This window comes from Microbacterium sp. LMI1x-1-1.1 (assembly GCF_040676205.1).
Classification (GTDB): Bacteria; Actinomycetota; Actinomycetes; order Actinomycetales; family Microbacteriaceae; genus Microbacterium; species Microbacterium aquilitoris.
This window is the reverse complement of record NZ_JBEGHM010000001.1, coordinates 714,317-738,926: the sequence shown is the minus strand read 5'-3', so window position 1 is coordinate 738,926 and position 24,610 is coordinate 714,317. Positions and strand designations below refer to the sequence as shown.

The 24,610-nt window shown below is 69.9% G+C and carries 16 protein-coding genes; all 16 read right to left on the bottom strand.

The genetic code is table 11. The features are described from left to right. Positions 1 to 9: 9 nt before the first annotated feature. On the bottom strand, positions 10 to 1,707 hold the full coding sequence (locus tag MRBLMI1x_RS03610; protein WP_363456132.1) for a serine/threonine-protein kinase: 1,698 nt from the start codon (positions 1,705 to 1,707) through the stop codon (positions 10 to 12). Continuing rightward, positions 1,704 to 3,125, bottom strand: coding sequence for an FHA domain-containing protein (locus tag MRBLMI1x_RS03605; protein WP_018185808.1), 1,422 nt, complete (start codon positions 3,123 to 3,125; stop codon positions 1,704 to 1,706). The genes MRBLMI1x_RS03610 and MRBLMI1x_RS03605 overlap by 4 nt, the downstream gene beginning before the upstream one ends. Then, on the bottom strand, positions 3,125 to 3,946 hold the full coding sequence (locus tag MRBLMI1x_RS03600; protein WP_018185809.1) for a PP2C family protein-serine/threonine phosphatase: 822 nt from the start codon (positions 3,944 to 3,946) through the stop codon (positions 3,125 to 3,127). The genes MRBLMI1x_RS03605 and MRBLMI1x_RS03600 overlap by 1 nt, the downstream gene beginning before the upstream one ends. Beyond that, entirely contained in the window at positions 3,943 to 4,992 is a 1,050-nt protein-coding gene (locus MRBLMI1x_RS03595; protein WP_363456127.1) for an RDD family protein, read from the bottom strand. Before MRBLMI1x_RS03595 ends, MRBLMI1x_RS03600 begins: the two co-directional genes overlap by 4 nt. Beyond that, positions 4,989 to 7,301 (bottom strand): transglutaminaseTgpA domain-containing protein, encoded by a 2,313-nt coding sequence (locus tag MRBLMI1x_RS03590; RefSeq protein ID WP_363456124.1) that lies wholly within the window; start codon positions 7,299 to 7,301, stop codon positions 4,989 to 4,991. Before MRBLMI1x_RS03590 ends, MRBLMI1x_RS03595 begins: the two co-directional genes overlap by 4 nt. After that, positions 7,298 to 8,641, bottom strand: coding sequence for a DUF58 domain-containing protein (locus tag MRBLMI1x_RS03585; RefSeq protein ID WP_363456121.1), 1,344 nt, complete (start codon positions 8,639 to 8,641; stop codon positions 7,298 to 7,300). The genes MRBLMI1x_RS03590 and MRBLMI1x_RS03585 overlap by 4 nt, the downstream gene beginning before the upstream one ends. Then, positions 8,638 to 9,612: an AAA family ATPase gene (locus tag MRBLMI1x_RS03580; protein ID WP_018185813.1), complete on the bottom strand. Its 975-nt coding sequence runs from the start codon at positions 9,610 to 9,612 to the stop codon at positions 8,638 to 8,640. Before MRBLMI1x_RS03580 ends, MRBLMI1x_RS03585 begins: the two co-directional genes overlap by 4 nt. Before the next feature lie 42 nt (positions 9,613 to 9,654). Next, positions 9,655 to 15,765 (bottom strand): Ig-like domain-containing protein, encoded by a 6,111-nt coding sequence (locus MRBLMI1x_RS03575; protein WP_363456117.1) that lies wholly within the window; start codon positions 15,763 to 15,765, stop codon positions 9,655 to 9,657. A gap of 179 nt (positions 15,766 to 15,944) precedes the next feature. Next, on the bottom strand, positions 15,945 to 18,242 hold the full coding sequence (locus MRBLMI1x_RS03570) for an excinuclease ABC subunit UvrA (protein ID WP_363456114.1): 2,298 nt from the start codon (positions 18,240 to 18,242) through the stop codon (positions 15,945 to 15,947). Between the two features lie 3 nt (positions 18,243 to 18,245). Continuing rightward, positions 18,246 to 18,686 carry a cupin domain-containing protein gene (locus MRBLMI1x_RS03565; protein ID WP_363456112.1) on the bottom strand — a complete coding sequence of 147 codons (441 nt, stop codon included), beginning with the start codon at positions 18,684 to 18,686 and terminating at the stop codon, positions 18,246 to 18,248. Between the two features lie 45 nt (positions 18,687 to 18,731). Further along, on the bottom strand, positions 18,732 to 19,373 hold the full coding sequence (locus MRBLMI1x_RS03560) for a hypothetical protein (RefSeq protein WP_363456109.1): 642 nt from the start codon (positions 19,371 to 19,373) through the stop codon (positions 18,732 to 18,734). 5 nt (positions 19,374 to 19,378) lie between these two features. After that, positions 19,379 to 19,864 carry a hypothetical protein gene (locus MRBLMI1x_RS03555; RefSeq protein WP_018185818.1) on the bottom strand — a complete coding sequence of 162 codons (486 nt, stop codon included), beginning with the start codon at positions 19,862 to 19,864 and terminating at the stop codon, positions 19,379 to 19,381. Between the two features lie 7 nt (positions 19,865 to 19,871). Further along, on the bottom strand, positions 19,872 to 21,455 hold the full coding sequence (locus MRBLMI1x_RS03550; RefSeq protein WP_363456106.1) for a hypothetical protein: 1,584 nt from the start codon (positions 21,453 to 21,455) through the stop codon (positions 19,872 to 19,874). After that, the gene (locus MRBLMI1x_RS03545) at positions 21,452 to 21,727 is read right to left on the bottom strand and encodes a hypothetical protein (protein ID WP_311858601.1); all 276 of its coding nucleotides are present in this window, start codon (positions 21,725 to 21,727) and stop codon (positions 21,452 to 21,454) included. Before MRBLMI1x_RS03545 ends, MRBLMI1x_RS03550 begins: the two co-directional genes overlap by 4 nt. 80 nt (positions 21,728 to 21,807) lie before the next feature. Then, positions 21,808 to 22,371: a DNA-3-methyladenine glycosylase I gene (locus MRBLMI1x_RS03540; RefSeq protein ID WP_363457805.1), complete on the bottom strand. Its 564-nt coding sequence runs from the start codon at positions 22,369 to 22,371 to the stop codon at positions 21,808 to 21,810. Positions 22,372 to 22,406: 35 nt separating this feature from the next. Continuing rightward, on the bottom strand, positions 22,407 to 24,515 hold the full coding sequence (locus MRBLMI1x_RS03535) for an acyl-CoA dehydrogenase (protein ID WP_363456103.1): 2,109 nt from the start codon (positions 24,513 to 24,515) through the stop codon (positions 22,407 to 22,409). Between the last annotated feature and the right edge of the window lie 95 nt (positions 24,516 to 24,610).

Below are 24,610 nucleotides of genomic sequence, written 5' to 3'. Positions count from 1 at the left end.
TCCCCGCCGTCAGGATGTCGCGCAGATGCGCAGCGGGTCGCTCGTCGCGCCGTTCTCGCGGCGCACGCTGACGTCGATGCAGATCTGGGTCTCGTCCCCGAGAGGAACGGACACGCGCGCCTTGGGGGCGTTCGCGGGGGTGGCTTCAGCGCCGTCGAGGCGCACCTGCTGCCACAGGTAGGTGTCGCCGTCCTGCGGGTCGGGGTTGACCCACCGGAAGACCGCCTTGCCGTTCTGGATGCGGCTCGACCCGTCGGTCGGCGCCGCGATGAACTCCGCGTCGGGTTCCTGGGGTTTCGGAGTCGGGGCCGAGGACTGCGCGGGCTTCGCCTCCGTCGCGGGCGGCGCGAGCAGCGATGCGAGGACCACCGCGCCGACCACCACGACGACGACCACGGCAGCGGCGATGAGCCCGACCCACAGCCCCCGACGCGACCGAGCCGGCGCGGCCGTCTGACCGACGGTCTCACCGGCCGGCACCGGCGGCGCGGTCGGTGATGTCGCCGGCGGGGTCTCGCCGGCGGCGATCCGCTGCGACCCCCGGACGATCGTGCCGTCATCCGGCTCGGACACCGCAGCGGCGGGGGCCGACGGCGGGATCGCGGTCGGCGGTCGCAGGACGGTCGAGTCGACGCCCGTCGCGGAAGCCGTGGCGGCGGGGGCCCACCCCGAGGTGTCGCGGTGCTGCGTGGCATCCGTCCCGGTCGCGAGACCTGCCGCGAGGGCGGTCCGCTCCCACGTGGGCCCTGCCGCCGGCGAGGTGTGCGGGTCGATGCTGACGATGCCGCGGACGCGGGTGAGCTCGCCCTCCTTCTCCTGCTCCTCGACGGGCGGGGCGTCGTCGAGGATGTCGATCGGGGTGACCGAGTGGGCCAGCTCGATCTGCACCTTCTGCAGCGCACGGGCGAACGCGACGGCCGACTCGAAACGGTCGGTCGGGCGCTTGGACATCGCCCGTTCGAGCACCTGGAAGAGCGACGCGGGGACGTCGGCCCGCTCGAGGCGGGCGAGTGGCTCGGATTCGATCCGGCGGATCAGGTCCGCGCCGCCGTTGCGTCCACCGGGCACCTCGAACGGCGACCGTCCCGCGAGCAGGTTGTAGACCGACGCCCCCAGCGCCCACACGTCCGAGCGCACGGTGAAGTCCGGCGCGTCCGCGAAGGACTCGGGCGGCGACCACGGGATCGACATCCCCGCAGACGGATCCATGCCGTCCGCCGTCGTCGCGATGCCGAAGTCGGTGAGGGCGGGCCTGTTGTACTCGGTGACGAGGATGTTCGCCGGCTTGATGTCGCGGTGCAGGATGCCCGCACGATGAGCGGTCTCGACCGCCGCCGCGACCTGGATACCGACGCGCAGCGCCTCGGCCACCGAGATGGGGGCCGAGCGGGCGCGGACCTGCAGGTTCGGCTTGGAGCAGTACTCCATGACGAGATACGACCTGCCGTCGCCGGCGACACCGGCCTGGTAGATCGTGACGATCGCGGGATGCGTTGAGAGCATCGCCATGACATTCGCCTCGGCCTGGAACTGCTCGGCCGCGCCGCTCGTCATCTTGTCGGCGAGGAGCACTTTGACGGCGACGCGACGCCTGGGCAACGCCTGCTCGTACAGGTAGACGTCGGCGAATCCGCCGGAGCCGAGCACCTGGACGTAGGAGAAGCCGGGAAGCTCCGGTGGCGCGGCGGGGGCTCGCTTCGAGCTCACGGAAGGTCCTCGAAGGTCAGGGTGACGCCGTCGCCGAGGTCGAGCACGTCGCCGTCGATCACCATGGTGGGCTCGTTCGGGTGCAGCCGCACCGGGTCGTGGCCGCCCCGGAGCAGGACGGTGCCGTTCGTGCTCGCGAGGTCGACGGCGAGCACGTGCTCACCCTCCGCGCGGATCTCGACATGGTTGCGCGAGATGTCGTGCTGTGGGCCGTCCACGGCGACGAGGGTCGGCAGCTCGTTCTCGGCCGGTCGCGTCGAGCGCGGTCGGCGGCCGATGATGACTGTGCGCTCGAGTTCGACGACGCGGCCGTCGGCGAGGCGGATGCGGCCCCGCGACGGGCTCCGCGGCGGCACGTCCTCGATCGAATCGAAGGATGCCGACCGCATCGCGCGCGCTTCGGCGACGGATACGGTCGCACCGTCGTGGTCGCCCAGCGCCGACGCATCCGCAACCGGTGGGAGGGGCGGCGCGGGGTGCGGCGGCACGAACGGGGGCAGGGCGGGGACGGGCGCGGTGCCCTGCGGCGCCACCCGGGAACTCACGATCGTCGCCCCGAGGACGGCGTCCTCATCCGGCCCGGAGATCGTCTCGCCGGGGTCCGGCGGCCGCGGCGCATCGTGCGGCACGGGGACCGAGACGGGCGAGCCACCGAGCGTGTGGATCGGTGGAACCCCCGTGACCAGCCCCGGCGTCTCGGTCTCCGGCTCCGATTCCGGTTCAGGTTCCTTCGCCAGCGTGCGCGGCGAGGCGACGGTCTCGCCCAGATCGTCGGGTGCCACAGCGGATGCCTCCGGCTCCGGCTCCGGCTCCGGCTCGGGCTCGGGCTCCGGTGCGGGCTCGGGCTCGAGCTCGGGCTCCGGCTCGGCGACAGGCTCCGGCTCGGGCTCGGCGACTGGTTCCGGCTCCGGCTCGGCGAGGGGCTCCCCCGCCGTCACGGGCGCTGCGACCGGCGCGGCGGTCTCGTGCTCTGCGACGTCGAAGATGATCTCGGCGACGGGGACGACGCCCGACTCGATCGGCAACAGGTCGGCATCCGCGGCTGTCCCGAGGTCGACGCTCACGCGGATGACGCCCGGCAGGAACCTCTCGGTCCACGTCGCGACGCCGGCACCCGAGACCGCATCGACGCCGTCGGCGGTCTCGACGACGAGGGTCACCGGACCGCGGACTGCGACGCGCACCCCGTCGCCCTCCGCGACGGCGAGACCGAACGGCGGGATCGCCGCGAGCGACGTGCCGAACGCCCCTGTGAGGGATTCGAGGACGGCGCCGATCCCGCCGTTCTCGAGCCGGCGCCACACACCCTCGACGGCGTGCGGGGTCACAGCCGGGGGCAGCACGGCGAGCGCCGAGCCGGTCACGGCGGCACGCCAGGCTTCCGGGGCGCCGTCGGGCCGATATCGCACTGCGCGCATCAGGCGTCTCCTCCTGCCGCTGCTCGCGGCCGTGTGTCCTCTTCGGCGTACGACGCGCCCCCCGCGGGAGCCGTGTCGTACGCATCATCATCCTGCCCCGCCACGCGGACGGCATCGACCACCACGGCCGTGATGTTGTCGCGACCGCCGTGGAGCATCGCTTCGTGCACGAGGCGGGTCGCGGCATCCTGCGGGTCGACGACCTCTCGGAGGATGTCGCTGATGCGGTCCTCGGGAACCTCGCCCGACAGGCCGTCAGAGCAGATCAGCATGCGATCGCCCGGCTCGGCCGCGATGAGCCAGAAGTCCGCCTCGCCGCCGCTGCCCGCGCCGATCGCCCGGGTGATCTCGTTGCGGCGCGAATCCCGTCCGGCGGCTTCGCCGGTCAGCTCGCCCGCGTCGATGAGCTCCTGCACGACGGAGTGGTCGACGCTGATCTGCTCGAGCTCACCGTCCGCGAAGCGGTAGGTGCGAGAGTCGCCCACGTTGACGGTGAGCCAGTATCCGTGGCCGCCGACTTCGGTGACCGCGACACCGGTGAGGGTGGTGCCGGCGGCCCGCCCCTCGTGACCGATGCGGTGCACGGCGGCGCGGGCACGCGCGAGGACCGCCCGCATCCCGTCGATCCCGACGGAGTCCTGACCGACGAGGGCGCGGAACTCGGCCACGACGGCGGAGCTCGCCGCGGCGCCCGCATCGTGGCCGCCCATGCCGTCGGCGACGAGGAAGAGCGGATACTCCGCCAGGTGGGAGTCCTCGTTCACGCGTCGACGGAGGCCCGGGTGCGTCGCCGCCCCGACTTGCACGTCCATCGCGATCATCGCGCGGACTCCACCGTCAGTCGTCGATCGCCGAGTTCGAGGACGTCGCCCGACCAGATGCGCGCCGGTTCACCCGGGACGAGCCGCTGCGGCTGACCGGCACGGACGATCACGACGCCGTTGAGCGAGTGACGGTCGACGACCCACGAGCCCCGCTCGTCGGCGCCGACCTCGAAGTGCGTCTTCGACAGCGACAGGGTCTCGTCGCGGACGGGTGTGCTGCGCCGCCCCTCCTGCTGGCCGGGCCCCCGACCGAACAGCGTCGGCTCGTAGATCGTGTGCCGCGTCCCGTCATCCCAGCGCAGGATCGCGATCACGGGCGGCGAGACCCGTTCGGCCGATGCGGGCCGGCCGTCGCGGTGCGGCACTCCGGGGACGGTCGAGATCACGTCGACCGGCAGCGTCCGCGGGATCGGCCGGTTCGCCGGAACGGATGCCGGAGCCCACGACGGCGCAGGGAGGGGGTCGCCGTGGCCGGTGGCCGCCGCCGAGACGACGGGCCGGGGATCTGGCGCCGCCGCGGCCGCCGCGGTCTGCGGGATGAGGACGGGCGCGGGTTCGATCCGTGCAGCGAGCGCAGGCTCGACCGGCGCGGCGGGCGTCACCGCCAGGACGTCGGCCGGGTGGACGATGACGGCCCCCACAGCCAGGTCGTGCCATCCACGCCGCCACCGCGACGAGTCGAACAGAGGTGAGAAGAGACCGACGACGACACTGCAGGTGAGCGTCCACACGAGGTTGCGCCCGAGTGCGCGGCCGAAGCCGAGCCGCCCGTCGCCCTCGTCGGCCCGCTCGAGCCGCAGCCCCATGACGCGCATGCCGATCGAGCCCCGGCCGCCCTGCAGGGCGGTGTGGACGAGGAACCAGGCGAGCGAGGTGCCCGCCACGGCGGGAAGCAGGACCAGGATCCCCACGATGCCGGCCGACAGGACGGACGCGGCCAGGACGCCCCCCGTGACCGCGGCGACGACCGCCGCCCCGATGACGGAGTCGATGACGACGGCGCCGACGCGGTGAGGCATCGTCGCGGGGGCACCCACGGTCATCGCCGGCGCACCGATCGACCCGCCCGACTGCGTCGGAGCGATCGCAGGCTCAGCCGGGCCCGAAGACGCTGCCAGAACGTGGCCCCGCCGGCCATGCCCGCGACGATCTCGTCGACCTCGCGCCAGAAGGCGTCGACGTCCTCAGGGGTCGGGTCACCGGGGCCGTACACCTCGGCGTCGGCCTGCTGCGCGAGTGTCGCGACGCGAGAACCGTCGAACGCGTCGCCGACGACCGTTGCGCTCTCGGCGCGGGTCGATCCGGGAGGCACGGCCACGCGGTAGTCGACAGCGCGGTCGACCAGCTCGTCCCAGCCGCCCGACACGCGGTCGGCGGTGCGCTCCGCGCGCAGTCGCCGGGTGCGACGAGCCGCCTTGAGCCCCCCGATCACCAGGAACGGCGACATCAGCAGCAGGATGCCGCCGAGTCCCACGCCGGTCCAGAGGAGCAGGGGTCCGAGCCAGTCCGGGCCGGGCTCCTCGTCCTCATCCTGGTCGCGCTCCTCGGCGAGTGCCGGCGGCTGATCGGCCGGTTCCTGCGCGGGCGGCGGCGGCTGCAGCACCTGCGGCTTCGGGTTGGCGCGCGGCTTCGTGTTCTGCTGGCTCGGCTCGTTGTCCTCGTCGGGAGTCGGGTCGAAGGGGATCCACCCCTTGCCCTCGAAAGCGATCTCGACCCAGGCGTGCATGTTCTCGCCCGTCGCGGTGAAGACACCCCCGGCATCCTTCTCCCCCTCATCGGGATGCCAGCCCATGACGACACGGGCAGGCATGCCGAGCTGGGTGGCCATGAGCGCCATCGTGACGGCGTACTGCTCGTCGTCGCCCACCATCTGGTCGTTGTTCACGAGCATCGAGATGCGTGCCGAGCCGTGACCGGACGGCGAGTACACGTCATCGGCGAGACCGTGGCTGAAGTATCCGTCGGTCTTCAGGTAGCTCTCGAGCGCGCGCGCCTGGTCGATGGGCGTCTCGGCGTCCTCCGTCGCATCCGAGGCGATCTCGCTGAGCGCCTGCGGGATGCCGGTCTGCTTGGGCATCTTCAGCGGAGCGAAGGGCGTCTCGGCGAGCTGCTCGTCCTTGATCACGGGCGGGATGATCGTGTCGATCGTGTACGCGTCGCCGGACTGGACGCCCGAGGTGACCACCGCGGTGCCGGTCGCATCGTTGAAGTGGGCGCCGCGGCGGAGGTCGGTCGCCCGGTCGCCCTGGAACTCGATGTCGCGCGCGGATCCGACGGAGGGGAGCCACACGCCGGACAGCTCCTCGATGTCGACGCGCACCTTGGTCTCGGTGCCGGTCGCCTCGGGCGACATGTTCGACCGGATCGAGGTGAAGGCGCTCGAGGATCCGGCGCCGTCCTCGGCGACGTTGTAGACGACGCCGTCGTAGGCGTCCATCGTCGCGAGGCGCACGCGGCCGTCTTTCGGCAGCCCGCTGACGGTGAACAGCTGGTCGGTCTTGAAGTCGCGGACATACTTCCGCCAGGACTGCAGCGGGCTCGCGTAGTCGTGGATGTCGAAGGGCGGGACGACGAAGTCGCGCAGGATGTACCGCTGGGTGGGCGGGCTGGCGGTCGCCGCGACCGCAGCCCCTGCACCCGTCGCGAGGGCCAGGACGATCCCGCCCGACACCAGACGGCGCAGCCGAGCGGCGCGCGAGGCGTCGGCTCCGGGGGTCGCGGCCTCGACGGCCGTGCGCTCCGGGCTCCACATGGTGCGCAGCGCGAGCCACACGACGGCGACGACGACGAAGAGGGCGCCCTGCACGATCGGCGCCACGGTCTGCGCCGTGCCGAGGAGGATCTCACCGGCGATGTAGACGGATGCCGGGATCAGCGCCCACGCCGCGCGACGCAGGCGCAGCGCGAGGGACGCCGTGAGCACCGTCGCGACGAGGGTCATCAGGAACGGGACGATCAGGTGGCCGTCGCCCGGGTCGACCGGCGGCACCGTCGTGAGGAGGTCCTTCCACGAGGTGACGGCGCCGAGCGCCAGCTGGCGCCACGTCTCGAGGGTCGGCACGACGCCGAGGAAGGTCGTGTTCGGCAGTGCCAGCGCACCGCCGAGCAGGAAGTAGAGCGCGATCGTCGCCCCGGCGAGGGACAGGATGCCCCAGCGCCACCGGGCGCCCGCCCATGCGAGAGCCAGGCCGAACACGAGCGCGCCGATCGCCGCGAGGAGGTAGGCCGGGCCGTCGAAGGTCGCGGCGAACCCGACGATCCCGACGCCGAGCAGGAGCACGACGGCGGCGATGTCGGCGACGAGACGCCGCCAGGTCGCACCCGGCAGCAGAAAGAAGGCGAGCCGGTTCACGAGAGGACCTTGCGGAGGGCGTTGGGAAGCTGATCGAGGTGGCCGAGGGCGACGACATCAGCGTCGCCCACGCGGCGGAGGACCGGCGATTCGAGGCGACTGTCGGCGATGATCGCGAGGGTCCGCACGCCGAAGGGCACGCGCGAGCAGGCGAGGCGCAGCTGTCCGGCGTCGACCGTCGACCCGCAGAGCAGGACCGCGACGGCGGCATCCGGGGAGTGCGCGGCCAGGATGCCGGCGAGCGCGACGATCCCGCCGTCGCGCGGCTTCGTGCTCTCGAGCGCGGAGAGCGAGTCGAGGTACCGGCGACCGGTCTCGGCACGGATCTTGCCGGCCGACGTGCGCACGTCCAGGGTGCGCGAGTCGCGGAGGGCGCGCAGGCCCACGGAGCCGGCGACGGAGATCGCGGTCTCGAACTCCTCGGGGTCGCGGTACTCGCCGGGGTGCGTCGACAGCGCCACGACGAAGTGCGAGCGACGGGTCTGCTCGTACTCGCGCACCATGAGCGTGCCGGTGCGCGCCGTGGACTTCCAGTGCACGTGGCGCAGATCGTCGCCGGGCTGGTACTCGCGCAGCGCGTGGAACGAGACGTCGTCACGGGCGAGGTGCTGATCGGGCAGGCCCTCGAGGTCGCGCATCTGCCCGAGCGAGAGCCCCTCGAGCGGCAGCGTCCGCGGGTGTACGAAAAGGTCGACGGCCTGACGGCGGTCGTGCGTGCGTTCGAACAGACCCAGCGGGTCGCCGCGGAGGACGCTCACCGGACCGACGGCGAGCACGCCGCGGTGGGTCGTCGGGATGGCGAAGAGCTCCTCGTGCTCCTCCCCCGCCTGAAGCCGCGGCACCTGGAAGACGCCGCGACCGGAACCGACCGGCAGGACGATCTCGGAGGGCAGCAGCGAGCGGGACGTGAGGTTCGCGAGCTTCAGCGCACCGACGGCCCGCTCGCCCACCACGACGCGCGTGCGGGTGAGGTCGAGGTCGACCTCGTACGCGGTCCGCCCGAAGAGGAAGACGATGCATAGGAGCGCCAGCACCGTCGCCACGATCGCCGCGACGAACGCCTCCTGCCAGCCGAGCGAGAATGCCGTGATCCAGAGGATGATCGCGGCGGCGATGACCACCCATCCGGTGAGCTGGATCACCTCGGCGATGATCCGCGCGCGGGAACCTGCGCGGCGCGCCCACACCCCGGCATCCTCTCGCAGCTTCTCCCACCGCGTCGCTTCGCGGGGCGCGAGCAGCGCCGTGTCCTCGGCGGCGTCCGGTGCGGTGCCCGCGGGCGCGCCGGAGGGGCCGGGCGCGTCCGGCGCCTCGGCGACCGTCTCCGGCGTCATCGTCATTCGGCGGACGCCCTCGCGAGAGGCGCCTCGACCTGGCCGAGGGCGCGCTCGATGACCGACTCGGACGTCGTCCCCGAGAACTCGGCCTCGGGGTCGAGGACGAGACGGTGGGTCCAGACAGGTGCCGCCAGCGCCTTCACGTCATCGGGGATGACGTAGTGACGACCCTGGGATGCCGCGACCACACGCGCGATCCGCATCATCGAGATCGCGCCACGGACCGAGACGCCGAGCTTCGTGGCATCCGATTCGCGGGTCGACTCGACGAGCTGCGCGGCGTAGCGCGCGACGGCCGGGTCGACGTGGACGGTGGCGGCCAGGTCGGCCATGTCGGCGACGGCCTTCGTCGTGATGACGGGGCTCAGCTTGCCCGACGGGTTGCGGTCGACGTCGCCGGCGAGGATCCGCTCGGCGACGGCGAGAGACGGGTAGCCGATCGAGGTCTTGATCATGAAGCGGTCGAGCTGCGCCTCGGGGAGCTTGTACGTTCCCGCTTGCTCGATGGGGTTCTGCGTCGCGATGACGAGGAACGGTCGACCCACCTCGTGCGGCACGCCGTCGACCGTCACGCGGGACTCCTCCATGACCTCGAGGAGCGCCGACTGCGTCTTCGGCGAGGCGCGGTTGATCTCGTCGGCGAGGACGATCGAGGCGAACACGGGACCCTTGTGGAACTCGAACTTGTGGTTCTGCTGGTCGTAGATCGTGACGCCCGTCACGTCCGAGGGCAGCAGGTCCGGCGTGAACTGGATGCGGGTCGACGACCCCTGCACGCTCGCCGCGAGTGCCTTCGCGAGGCTCGTCTTGCCCGTGCCCGGCGCGTCCTCGAGGAGGACGTGACCTTCGGCGAGCATCGCCGCCAGCACGAGGCCCACGACCTCGCGCTTGCCCATCAGCGCCTGGTCGACGTTGTCGACGAGTCGCGTGAACGTGTCGCGGAACCAGGCCGCCTGTTCAGGGGTCATGCTCATTCGTTCAGTCCTTCTTCGTCATCTTCATCGTGTTCGTTGGTCCTACTTGGCCCAGAAGCGTTTCTCGGTGTCCACGTCGCCTCCCCAGCCGAGGATGTCCACCCAGACATCCACGTTGTCCGATCCGTGCCAGCACGTGATCTGGACCGAGCCGTCGGAAGGGACGTTGAACGGACCGTTGTAGTCGTTGAACCTGGGGTCGCCCGTCGCGTTGCAGTCGATCCGATAGCTTCCCCCTGGGAAGTTCTTGGTGTTGACCACGAAGTAGTAGCAGCCGTTGACGCATGCCTCCGGCCCACCGTCTCCCTTCGTCACCCAGACCTGCGGTTGCGGTGGCGGCGGCGCGTCGACGGTCGTCGCACTCGCTTGCGCGGTGGTGGTCTGGCTGCCCGCAGCGCTCGTTCGCACTTCGATCGTCCGCGTCGTGCTGTACCCGACGTCGTAGTTCTCGGTGCCCGAGGCCGCGACGACACGCCATCCTCGGCCGTCACCGGTGCGGATCTCGGTCGTGACAGGCCGCCCGTTGGGGGCGGGCGACGACCAGCTCATCGAGATCGTCCGCCCGTCGCCCGCCCGCGATGCGCTGGCCGACGGATTACCGATCTGCCCGTACGGGGCGACCTGGTTGGAGGCCGCCGACGCGGGTCCCTCGTAGGTCGTGCCGTCCGCGGTGGCCACGGCCCGGATCTGGACCGTGTACGAGCCGTTGTTGTTGACGACGCCGTTGCCGATCGTGCCGGACGTCCCTGAACCGCCGCCCGCGACCCAATCGGCACGCCATCCGCTGCCGTTCACGTTGTACTGGTACTGGATCTCGTTCGCGGTGGCACCGTTCGACGCGGCCGGCTGCCACTGGACCGTGACCTGGTTGTCGCCCTCGCCCGCGGTGACACCAGACGGAGCACCCGGCGGCGTGAAGGCACGGCGCGGAGCGGATTCAGGACTCAGCTTGCCCCACCCTGCTTTGTTGCGCGCCCGCACGGTGTAGGTGTAGTTGGTCTGGGAGGTGTCGACGACGACGGCCTGGCTCGTCTGACCTGCCGGTACCGAGATCTTCTGGACGACGCTGCCGCCGCGGATGACTCGCAACTCGTAGGCGGCGATCGCGTCGCCGTTCTCCGCAGGCTGGTTCCAGGACACGCGCATCTGAGCACGGCCCCCGACCGGCTCGAGACGGGCCACCGTCGGAGCGCCCGCCGCCGCCGGCGGTGCGGCAGGGATCTCTCCCGCGGACCACTGCGAGAAGTCGGAAGGCTCGGGTGCGCGGTTGTGGGCGCGGACCCGTACTTGGTACTCCGTACCGTTCTGCAGCCCGTCCCACTTCAGCTTGTTCCCGGTCACGCCTGTTTTCTGCGCGACGCCGGAGGGCGGTGCGGGTGAGATCTCGAGAGTGAAGCTCTCGACCGGCGACCCCTCAGTACGTGGTGTCTTCCACGTGACGTCGAGACTACGATCACCGAACGCCAGCGCCGGGGGCGCCGGCTGGTCGGGACGCACATCCGGACGCGCGGTCTCCGACGGCACCGACGGATCGGACTCGCCGACGCTGTTGGTCGCTGTGACGACGAAGTTGTACTCGACGTTGTTCGTCAGCCCGTCGAGGGTGCACGTCGTGGAGGGACATTCCCGGGTGTAGCCACCCGCGGTCGAGGTGACCGTGTAGCCCGATATCCGACGACCGTTGTCCGCGGGCGGGGTCCAGCTGAGAACCACGGTCCGGCTCCGTACCGTGGTCACGGTCGGCTTACCGGGCGCCTCAGGCCGCCCCTGAACGGTGATGCGGATGCGTCCGTCGACACGCCGGTCGGCGTCTCCTGTCGCGTCCTGGACCGTGTAGCGGACGACCACGTTCCCGACGAACTCTTTCGACGTCGTCACATTCACGTTCGGGCCGGACACCCTCACGCTCGTGACATCGCCCGTCTCGATCTGTGTGTTCACGATCTGGAGGGCCTTCTCAGGGAACGGGTTGACGTCGTTGTTCAATGCGTTCACCGACACGGTCTCGCCCTGGTCCGCCTGTTTGACGACATCGTCGTTGACCGACGGCAGCTCGCGGGTCGACGCGGTGACCGTAACCTGGATGTTTGCTTCGACGGGGTCCGTCTCCCCATCGGTGACACGGACGGTCAGCGAGAACCGCGTGCCCTTATCCACGTCAGGTTGCGCGGATACCTGCAAAGTCTGTCCGTCGATCGACGCGTTGACACCGGATGGCGCGTCGGAGGCGAGGGAGAACGTCAGTTTCTCCATATCGCCCGGGTCGGGATCCGAAGCCAGCTCCCGCAGGCCGAGAGTCGTCGCCTCCTCGCCGGGCGCGACGGAGATCGACGCGCCCGTCATCGTGGGCGGCTCGTTGTCCGGCGGCAGCACCGTGATCGGGATGGTCAACGTCGCCTTGCGGCCGGTGTCATCATCGGGCCCGGAGCCGTCGGTGACTTCGAACGTGAGCGCGTCCGATCCGAAGTAACGCTCCGCGGAGGTGTAGGTGAGCGTCGACTCGTCCTTCACGAGGCTCGCGCCGTTGCTGTGCGCCGCCGAGACCTTCTCGGTCTCGGTGATCACGACGTTGCCGCCGCCCGAAGCACGTACGTACTTCGACAGGGGCAGGTCGATCGACTCCCCGCTCTTGACAGTCACGCCCTCGGTCGAGAGAAGGGTGGGGGGAAGATCAACGAGCGCCGGAACGTGGATGAATGCTGCAGAGACCTGGTCGTCCTCATCCTTGACGAGATACGTGATGAGCTGACGCTGGTCGGTGACGGTCAGGCTGACACGACCGCCCGATCCGACACGCGCATTGTCGCCGCCCTTGCCAAGCGATACCTCAAGGGCAGATCTTGTGCCGTCGGGGTCATCGTCGTTGGCGAGGACATCGACCGTCACGGTGCCGTCTTCCTTCACCTGGTCGGGGAGGACGCGATCGTCTCGAGCGATCGGACGGGCGAGAGGGACATCGGGGTCGACCGTGATCTGCACGGACGTCGTCGCGCGGAGCCCGCGCTCGTCGGCGATCGTGTAGATGACACTCGTCTGCATCGGCTTCTCAGGCGCCGTGATGAGCAACTGCTGTCCCGAGACCTTCGCGCTGAGCCCCGCGACGTCGGGGACCTCCACCGCGTTCTTGGCGAACGTGAACTTGTCGCCGTCGGGGTCGGAGTCGTTCTTCAGCACGTCGACGGCGACCGTGCGCCCAGGCCGCATCGTGATCGTGTCGCGCACCGCGTAAGGAGCCTGGTTGGTCGTCGGGGCCGGGGCGATGCCGATCTGGACGGATGCTGTCGCCTCCTTACCGAGAGCGTCGCGTACCCGGTACTGGAACCGATCGACACCCACCGCATCTTCGAAAGCGGTGTAAGTGAAGGAGTCGGCCTCGATGGCAGACACCCGGCCCTTCTTCGGCGAGGATGCGAGACCCACGAGCTCGACGGAATCGCCGTCCGCGTCGATCCCGTTCAGGTCGACGGGAACCGTGACAGCCGACCCGCTGAGCGTGCGGACCGTCACGTCGCGCGGTCGCGGCGCGGCGTTCGACGTGTCGTCGCGGGGCAGGATCCGGATCGTGACGTAACCGGCGTCGCGTTGGCCGCTGGAGTCCTCGACCTCATATGTCGCGTTGACCGTCTTCGGCTCCGACCCGGCGCGGAAGCGCAGCGTGTCCTCGGAGACGAACAGGTCGCCGTCCGCATCGTCGACGAGCGGCGGCACGAGTTCGGGCGAGATGTGGATCTCGTCGTTGTTCGGGCTGTAGTCGTTGTCCATCACCGGAATGGTCACGACGTCGCCGGTACGCACGACGACCTCGTCGTCGACGGCGATGGGGGGGCGGAGCTTCTCCGGAGCCGGCACTGGGATGACGATGATCTCGCCGTCGGCCGACTGCGATCCGTTCGAGATCGTGTACGTCAAGCGGACCTGCTTGTCGAGCGACGCCTGGTCGCTGACGCGGATGGTCTCATGCCCGAGCACGGCCGCGGCCACACCCGCGTCCTCATCGACGGTCACGGACTGAACGACCAGAACGCCGCCCGCCGGGTCGGTGTCGTTGCCCAGCACATTGACGAGCACGTCGCCACCGGCCGGCAGGAGGGCGACGTCACGGACGGCGATCGGCGCGACGTCGGCATCCTCTTCGGGGAGCACATCGATGCGCACGATGCCGGGAGCCGAGTTCGGTCCGGCCGAGGCGAGGTAGGTGGCGTAGTACGTGCCGATCTTGGCGGACTGGAACGTGAACGACTTGTCGGGATAGTCGCGCGTCACAGTGCCGCCTTCGACGTCGTCGACACGGGTGAGGCGGAGCTGCTCGTTGCCGGTGCTCGTATCGTTCGTCAGCGGGCGAACGGTGACCGGACGGTCGGGGCGGGTCACGACGTGATCCGCGTTCGTGACAGGGAGGGTGGTTCCGAGCGGACGGATGTCGTACCGCGCGACGCCTACGGCGGAGTCGCTTCCGTCCGACACCGAGACCGGAACGTCCTTCCGACCCTGCGTGCCGCCGATCGCGCGATAGGTGATCTGGCCGTCGGAGGTGAACTCGGCTTCGTCGCCACCGTCGGGAGTGACAGATTGCAGGAAGATGTCGTCCCCGTCGGGGTCTACCCAATCAGTCAGCACGTTGTAGGAGACCACGCCGCCCGTCTCCACGGTGATCGCGGTCTTGCGCTTCTGGACCGGCGGGGAGTTCTCGCTCAACGGCCGGACGGTGAGCGCGACGCGCGCCGAGTCCTTGCCGCCGCGACCGTCGGAGACCTCATAGGTGAACGAGGTGGTTCCGCTCGCGTCATCGGGCATGGCGATCTGCAGGGCGGTGCCGTCGTAGATCGGCGTCACCTTCCCGACCGACGGCGGCGTGACCACCTTCGCAACGAGGACGTCGCCGTCGGCGTCGAGGTCGTTCTCGAGGACCGGGAGGACCGTTGTGCGACCCGGACGGACGCCGTAGCGGTCGTTCTCGGCGACGGGAGCCGTGTTCTGTTCGGTGCGCTCGGGGAGGGTCGACTGGATGGTCTCCTCCGTCGTCTCCTCCTCTTCCTCACCCTCGCCCTCGGGAGGAGTGATGTCCTCCCAGTTGTCGACCTGCTGCAGTGCGTCGCTCGCCATCCACGCCGATCCGCCGAAGATGTCGTTCAGGACGACAACGTCCCGGTTCACGCGGAACCGGAGCTGGCTGGACTTCTTGACACCCTTGATGGTCTTCTGCACGTCGTCGCCGTCGCCCGTGCAGTCGCGCACGAAGGCGCCGGTGCCCGACCAGGCACCGTACGCGCAGCCCGCGACGTACACCGGCTGAGCCGGGGCACCGCCGCCGCTGCCGGCATCCTTCGTCACGAGGTCGCCGCCGCCCAGGGGCACGCGGACGAGCTGCGACGGCGTCGCGAGCGTCACGGTGTCGGTCGCGTTGGAGGGCTGCTGGAGAACCGCGTCGCCCGGCACTTCGGCCTGGAGGCCGTCGGTCGAGTAGAGCATCGAGGTGGTCTGGTCGAGGACCACGCTGACTCCGCCAACGGAGGTGATCGAGAGCTCGTCGTCCTTATCGATGCCCTCCAGCTCGCGCTCGGCGGTCTGCACGTAGGTGCCCTCGGCGTTGGGGCCGTAGGCGAAGATCTTGCCGGACTTCGCCGAGACGGCGTAGACGACGCCGGCGGTGCTGACGGTCACCGCGGCGCCGCGACCGAGCTTCGCGATCGGATCGCCGGCTTCCTTGCCGACCGCGGCGATCGAGGTGAAGGGGGCGGCGCGCAGGGCGCCGTCCTCGTCGATCGTCGCGACGGTGGGGCCGCCGAGCACCACGTTCGCGCCCGAGGGGATGTCGGCGCTGTCCGAGAGAACGACCCGTGACGGGTCGATCGCCGTGGCGGTGTTCTCTGCTTCGTCCGTGACGAGGACCCGGTTGCCGGCCTGCTGGATGTCGTAGTCCGCCGACAGCGTGCGAAGACCCCCGTCGAGCACGCGCGACTCGTTGTTGAAGTGTCCGACGAGCAAGCTCGTCTGCTTGGTGAGCCAGACACCGCCGTCGTTGAGCTCGACCTCGGTCGTCGGCTCACCGTCGTAGGTCAGGGCGAGGACGCTGACAGCGACAACCGCGGCCGTCACCGCACCGATCGAGGCGAACGTCTTGGGCCGAGAACGCAGCCAGGTGAACGACTTCATGAGTGTTCTGACTTCCCCCGAGGCAGTCATGCATGCAGAACCGTGGCGGCCGGTGAGAAGACCGACTGCCACGGCGTGTGGACGCCATAAAGACTAAGCGAGAGACGAATATCGGGCGAGCGCGTGACGTGGGGAGTTCTCCCCATCTATGCTCGTGGGTTCAGCCGTGCCGAGGCGGTTCAGACCGCGCCGACGTACCGTGCGAGGTGCTCTCCCGTCAGCGTCGACCGCTCCTTCACCAGTGCCGCCGGCGTCCCTTCGAACACGACCCGTCCGCCGTCCCGTCCCGCGCCCGGACCGAGGTCGATGAGGTGGTCGGCGTGCGCCATGACCGCCTGATGGTGCTCGATGACGATGACGGAGTTGCCGGCATCCACCAACCGGTCGAGAAGCGACAGCAGGTTGTCGACGTCGGCGAGGTGCAGACCCGTGGTCGGCTCGTCGAGGACGTACACCGCCCCCTTCTTCGCCATGGCGATCGCGAGCTTCAGCCGCTGGCGCTCGCCTCCGGAGAGGGTGTTGAGCGCCTGACCGAGCGTGATGTAGCCGAGGCCGACGTCGATCATCCGGGCGAGCGTCGTCTTGGCCGACCCCGTCGTGAAGCCGTGGGCCTCCTCGGCCGACATCGCGAGGACCTCGGCGATGTTCTTGCCGTCGAGGGTGTACTCCAGGACGGCGTCGCTGAACCCGGACCCGTCGCACACCTCGCAGCGCGTCTCGACACTCTGGGTGTAGCCCAGGTTCGTGATGATCACGCCGAGCCCCTTGCACGCGGGGCACGCGCCCTCGGAGTTCGCGCTGAACAGCGAGGCCTTCACGCCGTTGGCCTTGGCGAACGCGGTCCGGATCGCGTCGAGCACGCCGGTGTACGTCGCGGGGCTCGACCGGCGCGAACCCTTGATGGGCGATTGGTCGACGACGACGACGTCATCGAACCCGGGGACGTTCCCGTGGATGAGGGACGACTTGCCCGAGCCGGCGACACCCGTGACGACGGTCAGCACGCCGAGCGGGATGTCGACGTCGACGCCCGTGAGGTTGTGCTGGGTCGCACCGCGGATCGGCAGCGAGCCGGTCGCGGTGCGCGTGCTCGTCTTGAGCGCCGCGCGGTGGTCGAGGTGCCGGCCCGTGAGCGTGCCGGAGGCGCGGAGACCCGCGACATCCCCCTCGTACATGATCTGCCCGCCGCGCGAGCCCGCCTGCGGTCCCAGGTCGACGACGTGGTCGGCGATCGCGATGACCTCGGGCTTGTGCTCGACGACGAGCACGGTGTTGCCCTTGTCGCGCAGCAGCAGGAGCAGGTCGTTCATCCGCTGGATGTCGTGCGGGTGAAGGCCCGCGGTGGGCTCGTCGAAGACATAGGTCACGTCGGTCAGCGCGGAACCGAGATGACGGATCATCTTCGTGCGCTGCGCCTCGCCGCCCGACAGCGTCCCCGACGAGCGGTCGAGCGACAGGTAGCCGAGGCCGATGTCGATGAACGAGGCGATGACCCGTTTGAGCGACGACAGCAGCGGACCGATCGACGTCGGGTCGACGCTGTCGAGCCAGGCCGACAGATCGGTGATCTGCATCGCGGAGACCTCGGCGATGTGGACCCCACCGATCTTCGACGAGCGGGCGCCGGCGTTGAGACGGCTGCCGCCGCACTCCGGGCACGGCAGGAACTTGACCGCCCGATCGACGAACGCACGGATGTGCGGCTGCAGAGCCTCGCGATCCTTCTGCAGGAACGACTTCGTGATCTTCGGAACGAGACCCTCGTAGGTCATGTTCATGTTCTGGAGCTTCACCTTGGTGGGCTCCTTGTAGAGGAAGTCCGCGCGCTCCTGTGGCGAATACGACGCGATCGGTTTGGCAGCATCCAGGAACCCGGACTCGGTGAAAATGCGCACCATCCAGCCGTCGACGTTGTAGCCGGGCACGGTGATCGCGCCTTCCGACAGGGACTTCGAGCTGTCGAAGAGTTCGTCGAGGTCGACGTCGCTCACCTCGCCGAGCCCCTCGCAGCGTGGGCACATGCCACCGGTGACGGTGTCGGATCCCGGCGCGGAGGGGATGTTGAACGAGAAAGCCTGCGGCGATCCGATGTGCGGCTCGCCGAGGCGGCTGAAGAGCAGGCGGAGCATGGCGTAGGCGTCGGTCACGGTGCCGACCGTCGACCGCGCGTTGGCCCCCATGCGCTCCTGGTCGACGATGATCGCGGGACTGATGTTCTCGAGTCCGTCGACGTCGGGGCGGCTCAGCTGCGCCATGAACTGCTGCACGAAGGTCGGGTACGTCTCGTTGATGAGGCGCTGGGACTCGACGGCGATCGTGCCGAACACGAGCGAGGACTTGCCCGATCCGCTCACCCCGGTGAACACCGTCAGGCGTCGCTTGGGGATCTCGACGTCGACGTCCTTGAGGTTGTTCTCACGCGCCCCGACGACGCGGATGACGTCGTGCGCGTCGGCGACGTGACGATCGGATGCCACGACTCACGCCTCCGGCGCGGACCACGGCATCGGCCGCTCGGCCCGCGCCGAATCCGACGGCACCTCGGGGAGCTCCTCCCCGCCGGCGCGGATGCACAGCCAGCGGAGCTGACCGGGGCTCTCGGGGTGGGCGCGCCACGTGCGCCACACGCCCTGGCCGACGCGAACGACGGAGCCTGGACCGACCTCGACGAGGTCGTCGTCGAGTCCCATCTGACCCCGACCCTGGAGGAAGACGTAGAGCTCCTCGACCTCGGAGTGGGTGTGCCAGTAGCCGGCCTGCTCCCCCGGTTCGAGGGCGTTGGCGGTCAACCCGATGTACTGCATCGCCAGCTCGTGATCGACGACGCGTCGACCGTCACGCGAGCGCGCCGGCGCGAAGCCGCCGAAGTGGTCGCGCCACTGGTCGAGCCCGCCGATCTCGGTGATCTCGTACCCCGTCATGTCTGCCTCCCGGTCGCCGTCTCCACATGATCCCGGGAGCAGACCTCACGGGGCAAGACTCGGCGCGCCGGACTCGAACCTCGCGGCCGCGGCGATCGAGTCGAAAAGGTTCAGCATCGCGTCGTGCAGGTGGCCGAGCGGCGCCGCGAAGCTCGCGAGCACGACGCGCTTGGAGCTGGGGACGGCGAACCAGTAATCGACCTCGAGCCGCTGCACTGGCGTCTCGACGGGTGGCGCCTCGACGGGCGCGCCGTCGACCGTCTCGTCTACCCGCCGGTGGATCCGCAGCGCTCCCCCGTCGGGCGCCGGTACGCGAACGGCGGTGTCGATCCCCGCCACCTCCAGCGTCTGGAGGCTGCGATGAAGGGTGTCGAGCACGGCGGCCGACGCGGTGCCGATCGCGGGGGTCATGGACATCGCCGAGAGCGCGTGCACCGTGAGCGTCGCGGGCAACCGCACCCCCGGCGCGACCTCGAGGCAGAGGAAGACGCCCTGCGCCTCCGACGCCCGGGCCGACCCGACCACGGTCCGGAGCTGATCGCGCAGCCGCCGGCGGGCCGCGGCGGCATCGTCCGCGACTCCCACGACGTCGCGGACCGCGGCATCCACTCGGTCGAAGGATGCTTCTTCGTCTCGCGGATCTATCGCGAGCCAGGTGCCCGGCAGGGGGAAGGCGAGCCATGCCATCACGCTCACTCCGTGCCGGCGAGCGCCCGCAGTTCGTCGGGCGAGACGAGCAGCTGACGCTTGCCGGCATCGGTCACACCGAGGGTGGACGCGATCTCGGACGCGAGGCCGATGACGTCGCGGTTCGCCTCACCGCGGGCCGTGTAGTCGCCACGCTGACCGTCGATGAACGTCAGCGCCACCGCATCCGCGTCGGCGACGGCATCATCGGCCGACAGCACGGGGGCGGCGGCGCGCACGGCGTCGACGACTCCGGCATCCGAAGGGTCGTCGAGGAACAGCATCACCTGCACGTGGGTCACCCACGGTGCGTTCGGATGCGTCGTCCACACGAACGCGCCGTTGACTCCCCCGACCGACGCGAGCTCGCTTTCGAGCCCCGCCGTGTCGGGGTCCGCGGATGCGGCGCATCCGGAGAGGCCGAGCGCTCCAGCGCAGAGCGTGATCGCCGCGACGGCGAACACGGTCAGGGGGCGGCGCTGACGGGGCATGCGAACCTCACGATCCTCGGGTGTACTCGGCGACGTAGACCTCTTCGCTGCCCGAGTCTCCCGCACCCGCGAAGAAGATGTCGTCCCCGGGCCGCGGTTCGGGCAGATACCGCTCGGCGGCATCGCCGTACATCGTGGCATCGTGCATCGGCCAGCTGAGCGGCCGGTACGTCTGCCAGTCCTGGTCCAGCCGGACGTAGTCCTCGATTCCGAGCCCGAAGAACTCGAGCGTGTGCACCGGATCGATGCCGTTGTTGAACTGCGTCACACGGACGTCGGGAGGCATGTCGCTGTAGTGCTTGTCGATCGCCGAGCCTGCCGTCACGACGGACTCGACACGGTCCGACACCCGTGGATCCGTCGCCATCTCGCCCGCCATCATGCCGCCGAGCGACCACCCGGTGAACATGATCGGGGCGTCGCTCTGGAAGACACCGGCATCCGTCATCGCCTGCCAGGCGGCCTGCTCGTACTGCGTCTGCAGCTCGGGGAACATCGACAGCATCACGTCGGTGCGGAGGTCGTTGAGCGCCCCGTCGGTGTTGGAGGGCGACCACTGCTGTGTGCTCGGCAGCTGGACACGCCAGGCGACGGTCTCGCCGGACCCGTCCCGCACAGCCACGACCCGGATCTCGGTGTACTCCTCGCCGCCGGCACCGTCCTGCGCGGCCAGTTCGCCGAACAGGTCGCGGTAGTCGCGGGGTTCGAGCTCGTCGGACACCTCGAAGCGGTCCGTGCGCTGCACGACCGGTGGCGCCATGAGCTCGCGGATCGCCATCGATATGAGGGATGCCGAGACGAGAGCGATGAGCAGGAGCAGGCCCGCGCCGCCCAGCGTCAGGTAGACGAAGCCGAGCACCAGCACGCCGACGAGGATCATCACCGCGACGACCGCGGCCGAGACGAGGGCGCTGACCAGCTCCGCCAGCTCGAAGACGATCGCCGCGAGCACCCCTTCGGCCCAGTCCCGGACGATGGCGAACACCTCGCCGACGCCATCCCAGAACTGGTTCCAGTTGTCGCCGAAGGAGTCGGCGCCCTCCTCGATCGCCGTGGCTATCTGTTCGCCGGCGCGGTCGGCGGCGTCCCACAGCCGCCGCCGCGCCGAGTTGAGGGCCTGTCGTGCATCCTCGGCGCCCCCCATCGCGGTGCTGAGAGCCGAGCGCGCCTCCCCCAGGCGGTCCTCGATGGTGCTCGTCGACTCGCCCTTCGCGATGGCGAGCGTGAGCGCGTTCTCGAGGTCGTGGACCTCCGCCTCCTGCAGCGGGATCTGACTGAGGTGCGCGTCACCCTCCTCGATGGCCGCGCGCGCCTCGCGCTGGATGTCCCCCAACTCCACCGCGTAGGTCACGAGCGCAGTCGACGTCCCCTGATATCGATCCTGCGCGCGTTGCAGTCCGGCGGCAGCCTCGCTCGAGGCGGTGCCCGCGGCATCCGTCGACAGGCTGTGCTGCTGCTGCACGAGGTGCCGGAGCGCGAGGGCCGCCGAAGCGATCGCCTCGGCCGTCCGGCCCAGGTCCCGAGCCCGACCCTCGAGGTCGTCGGGACGGCAGTCGAAGAGATCCTCGAACTCCACCGACAACGCGCTCACGGCTGGCGTCCCCCCTCTGCGTCGAGCTCCGTGAAGGAGTCGACGATCGCCGTGAGCAGATCGCGGACGGTGACGAGCTGGTCTTCGAGATTTCCGCGGTTGTAGTCCCAGTTCGCCGCGAAGTCTCGGACCTTGCCCGCCAGCCGTGCCTCGCCGGTGAGGTCGGCGAGGTCCCCGCTCACCGCATCCGCCGACGAGAAGGTGTCGTATGCGGCGATCGCACGGTCCCTGGCTGCGGCCAACTCCGCCAGGTCCAACTGCACGTCGCTCATCGTCACCCCCGATCGGCATCGACGCTACCGATTCGACGAGGAGTCGCCCATGGGGACTCCTCCCCACTTCTGCAGCGTCGTCAGCCTGCGGCGCGGTGGCATCGGGCGACGTGGTCGTCGACCATGCCCGAGGACTGCATGAGCGCGTACATCGTCGTGGAGCCGACGAATCGGAACCCCCTCTTGCGGAGGGCCTGGGACATCGCGTCGGACTCCGTCGTCGTTGCGGGGACCTCGGCGAATGAGGACGGCCGGCGATGGGATGCCGGGGCGAACGACCACATGAACGCGTCGAGCTCGCCGGGGGCCATCTCGGTGACGAGCCGCGCGTTGCCGATGGTGGCGAGGATCTTCGCCCGATTGCGGATGATGCCCGCGTCACCCATGAGCCGCTCGACGTCGGACTCGTCGAAGGCGGCCACGGTCGCGGGCTCGAAGCCGGCGAACACCTCGCGGAAGCGCGGGCGCTTGCGGAGGATCGTGATCCACGAGAGCCCCGCCTGGAACCCTTCGAGGCTCATCTTCTCGAAGAGAGCGCGATCGCCGCGCAGCGGGCGGCCCCACTCCTCGTCGTGGTATCTCCGATACTCGGCGTCGTCCCCGACCCAGCCGCAACGAAGAAGGCCGTCGGGCCCGAGTCGCATGTCCACGCGCTCAGGCTACCGACGGCCTCCGACGCTCACTTCTTCTTCTTGAGCGACTTCTCCGGGATAGGCGCCTCGCCGCGCGCCGCGAGGTCCGCGTAGTGCGCGCGGGCCTCGTCCTGACGCTGACGCTCGACGCCCGACGCGATGGGAGCCCGCACGTGCTCGGGGGCGAAGCCGAACGCATCGACGAGGTCCTGCGCGTGCGGACGCAGTCGCGCGCACAGCCGGTCGATGTACTTCGACACCGCCGCGCCGCGCTGAGTCGACAGCCGCCCGTTGATGAGGTGCCACGCGAGGTGCTTCTCGATGAGGTGCAGACCGAAGAGGTCGCGCAGCCAGGTGAGGACCTGACGCGTGCTCTCGTTCTCGGTGCCCTTCACGGCATCCGAGAACGCCTCCCACTGCAGCAGCTCGCCGTGCGCCCGCGCCGCTTCGATGAGCTCGGCCTGGTGCTGGTTGAACAGCGCGGCAGCTTTGTCGGAAGGCAGTTTGGATGCCGGGCGCAGCGCCCCCGCGATGTCGGCGACCATCTGCTCGACGCGTCCGGCGAGCAGCTCGTGCTGCTGTTCGGCGCGCAGACCGAGCTCGACCGAGCGGGCGGTCGACCCGAAGTCGGCGACAGTCTGACCGAGCCTCCGCAGGCCCGCACCGTGGAAGATGTTGCCCGCCGTCTGGCCGACCGCGAACTTGGCGAGGGTGGCGGCATCCGCCCCCTTGAACTGCTTCGCGAAGTCGGCGAGCAGACGCTTGCCGACGAGCTGCAGGAGGACGTTGTTGTCGCCCTCGAAGGTCACGTAGACGTCGAGGTCCGAGCGGAGTCCGACGAGGCGGTTCTCGGCCATGAAGCCCGACCCGCCGCAGGCCTCGCGGGCCTCCTGGATCGTGTTCAGGGCGTTCCACGTGCTGAGGGGCTTGAGAGCGGCGGCGAGGGTCTCGAGGTTCTCCCGCTCGGCCGGGGTGTCGACTCTGCCGCTGAAGACGCCGTCGAAGGTGCGGAGCAGCTCGTCGTGCGCGAAGTACTGCGCGTAGTTCTGGGCGAGCAGGGGCAGGAGGCGCCGCTGGTGCTTGCCGTAGTCGAGCAGCACGACCTCGTCGGTGCCCGCGCCCGAGTCGAACTGGCGGCGCTGGTTGGCGTACGTCAGCGCGATGTGCAGGGCGAGCGAGGACGCGATCGTGGCCGAGCCGTCGAGCGAGACACGGCCCTGCACGAGGGCGCCGAGCATCGTGAAGAAGCGGCGTCCGGTGCTCTCGATCGGGCTCGAGTAGGTGCCATCGGGAGCGACGTCGCCGTAGCGGTTGAGCAGGTTCGTCCGGGGAACACGCACGTGATCGAAGGCGAGGCGGCCGTTGTCGATGCCGTTCAGCCCGCCCTTGACGCCGTCGTCCTCGCTCTGCACGCCGGGGAGCAGCTCGCCGTCGGTCGTGCGGATGGGGACGAAGAAGCAGTGCACGCCGTGGTTCACGCCCTTCGTGATGAGCTGCGCGAACACGGTCGCGGCCTGGCCGTAGACGGCGGCGTTGCCGAGGTAGTCCTTCCACGCCGCGCGGAACGGCGTGTGGATGACGAACTCTTCGGTCTCGGGGTCGTACGTGGCCGTCGTGCCGATCGCCGCGACATCCGACCCGTGGCCGATCTCGGTCATGGCGAAGGCGCCGGGGAGCTTGGCGTCGCGGATGTCGGGGATCCACCTGTCGTGGTGCTCCTTGGTGCCCAGCTGCAGGACGGCCGAGCCGAACAGGCCCCACTGCACACCCGCCTTGATCTGCATGCTCGGGTCGGCGACGACGAGCTCCTCGAAGCCGGCGAGGTTGGCACCGTTGTCCTCGTCGCCGCCGTACTCCTTCGGGAGCGCACGCGTGGAGCCGCTGTTCTTCGCCAGCAACCTGACCTGACCCATGACGCGCTCGCGATGCTCGGCGACGCTCTGGCCGTCGACACGCCAGTAGGCGGGGTCCTTGAGGAGCTCGCGGACGGTCAGGCGGGTCTCGCCCCAGGTGCCACGGAGCATCGCGCCCACGGCGTCGATGTCGATGCGGGGCTCGTGCGCTTCGTCGGCGCTGTGCGGCGCGGTCGGAGCGCCTCCGGCGGGGGTGCGCTTGTCGACGGCGGGAGTGGAGGAGCGGACGACGGTGTCGGTCATCACTGGCCTTTCTGAGGACGCCCGGTCGGGGCGACGGGACAGGGAAGTTCGACCTTCACGGTAGGAGTCCTCCAACTGTTCACCAACTGCATTGT

Bases quoted from the DNA above. Each gene is read 5' to 3' on its own strand.
- MRBLMI1x_RS03605 (WP_018185808.1), bottom strand. From the start codon at position 3,125: ATGCGCGCAGTGCGATATCGGCCCGACGGCGCCCCGGAAGCCTGGCGT.
- MRBLMI1x_RS03600 (WP_018185809.1), bottom strand. From the start codon at position 3,946: ATGATCGCGATGGACGTGCAAGTCGGGGCGGCGACGCACCCGGGCCTC.
- MRBLMI1x_RS03595 (WP_363456127.1), bottom strand. From the start codon at position 4,992: ATGACCGTGGGTGCCCCCGCGACGATGCCTCACCGCGTCGGCGCCGTC.
- MRBLMI1x_RS03585 (WP_363456121.1), bottom strand. From the start codon at position 8,641: ATGACGATGACGCCGGAGACGGTCGCCGAGGCGCCGGACGCGCCCGGC.
- MRBLMI1x_RS03580 (WP_018185813.1), bottom strand. From the start codon at position 9,612: ATGAGCATGACCCCTGAACAGGCGGCCTGGTTCCGCGACACGTTCACG.
- MRBLMI1x_RS03575 (WP_363456117.1), bottom strand. From the start codon at position 15,765: ATGAAGTCGTTCACCTGGCTGCGTTCTCGGCCCAAGACGTTCGCCTCG.
- MRBLMI1x_RS03565 (WP_363456112.1), bottom strand. From the start codon at position 18,686: ATGACGGGGTACGAGATCACCGAGATCGGCGGGCTCGACCAGTGGCGC.
- MRBLMI1x_RS03560 (WP_363456109.1), bottom strand. From the start codon at position 19,373: ATGGCATGGCTCGCCTTCCCCCTGCCGGGCACCTGGCTCGCGATAGAT.
- MRBLMI1x_RS03555 (WP_018185818.1), bottom strand. From the start codon at position 19,864: ATGCCCCGTCAGCGCCGCCCCCTGACCGTGTTCGCCGTCGCGGCGATC.
- MRBLMI1x_RS03545 (WP_311858601.1), bottom strand. From the start codon at position 21,727: ATGAGCGACGTGCAGTTGGACCTGGCGGAGTTGGCCGCAGCCAGGGAC.
- MRBLMI1x_RS03540 (WP_363457805.1), bottom strand. From the start codon at position 22,371: ATGCGACTCGGGCCCGACGGCCTTCTTCGTTGCGGCTGGGTCGGGGAC.
- MRBLMI1x_RS03535 (WP_363456103.1), bottom strand. From the start codon at position 24,515: ATGACCGACACCGTCGTCCGCTCCTCCACTCCCGCCGTCGACAAGCGC.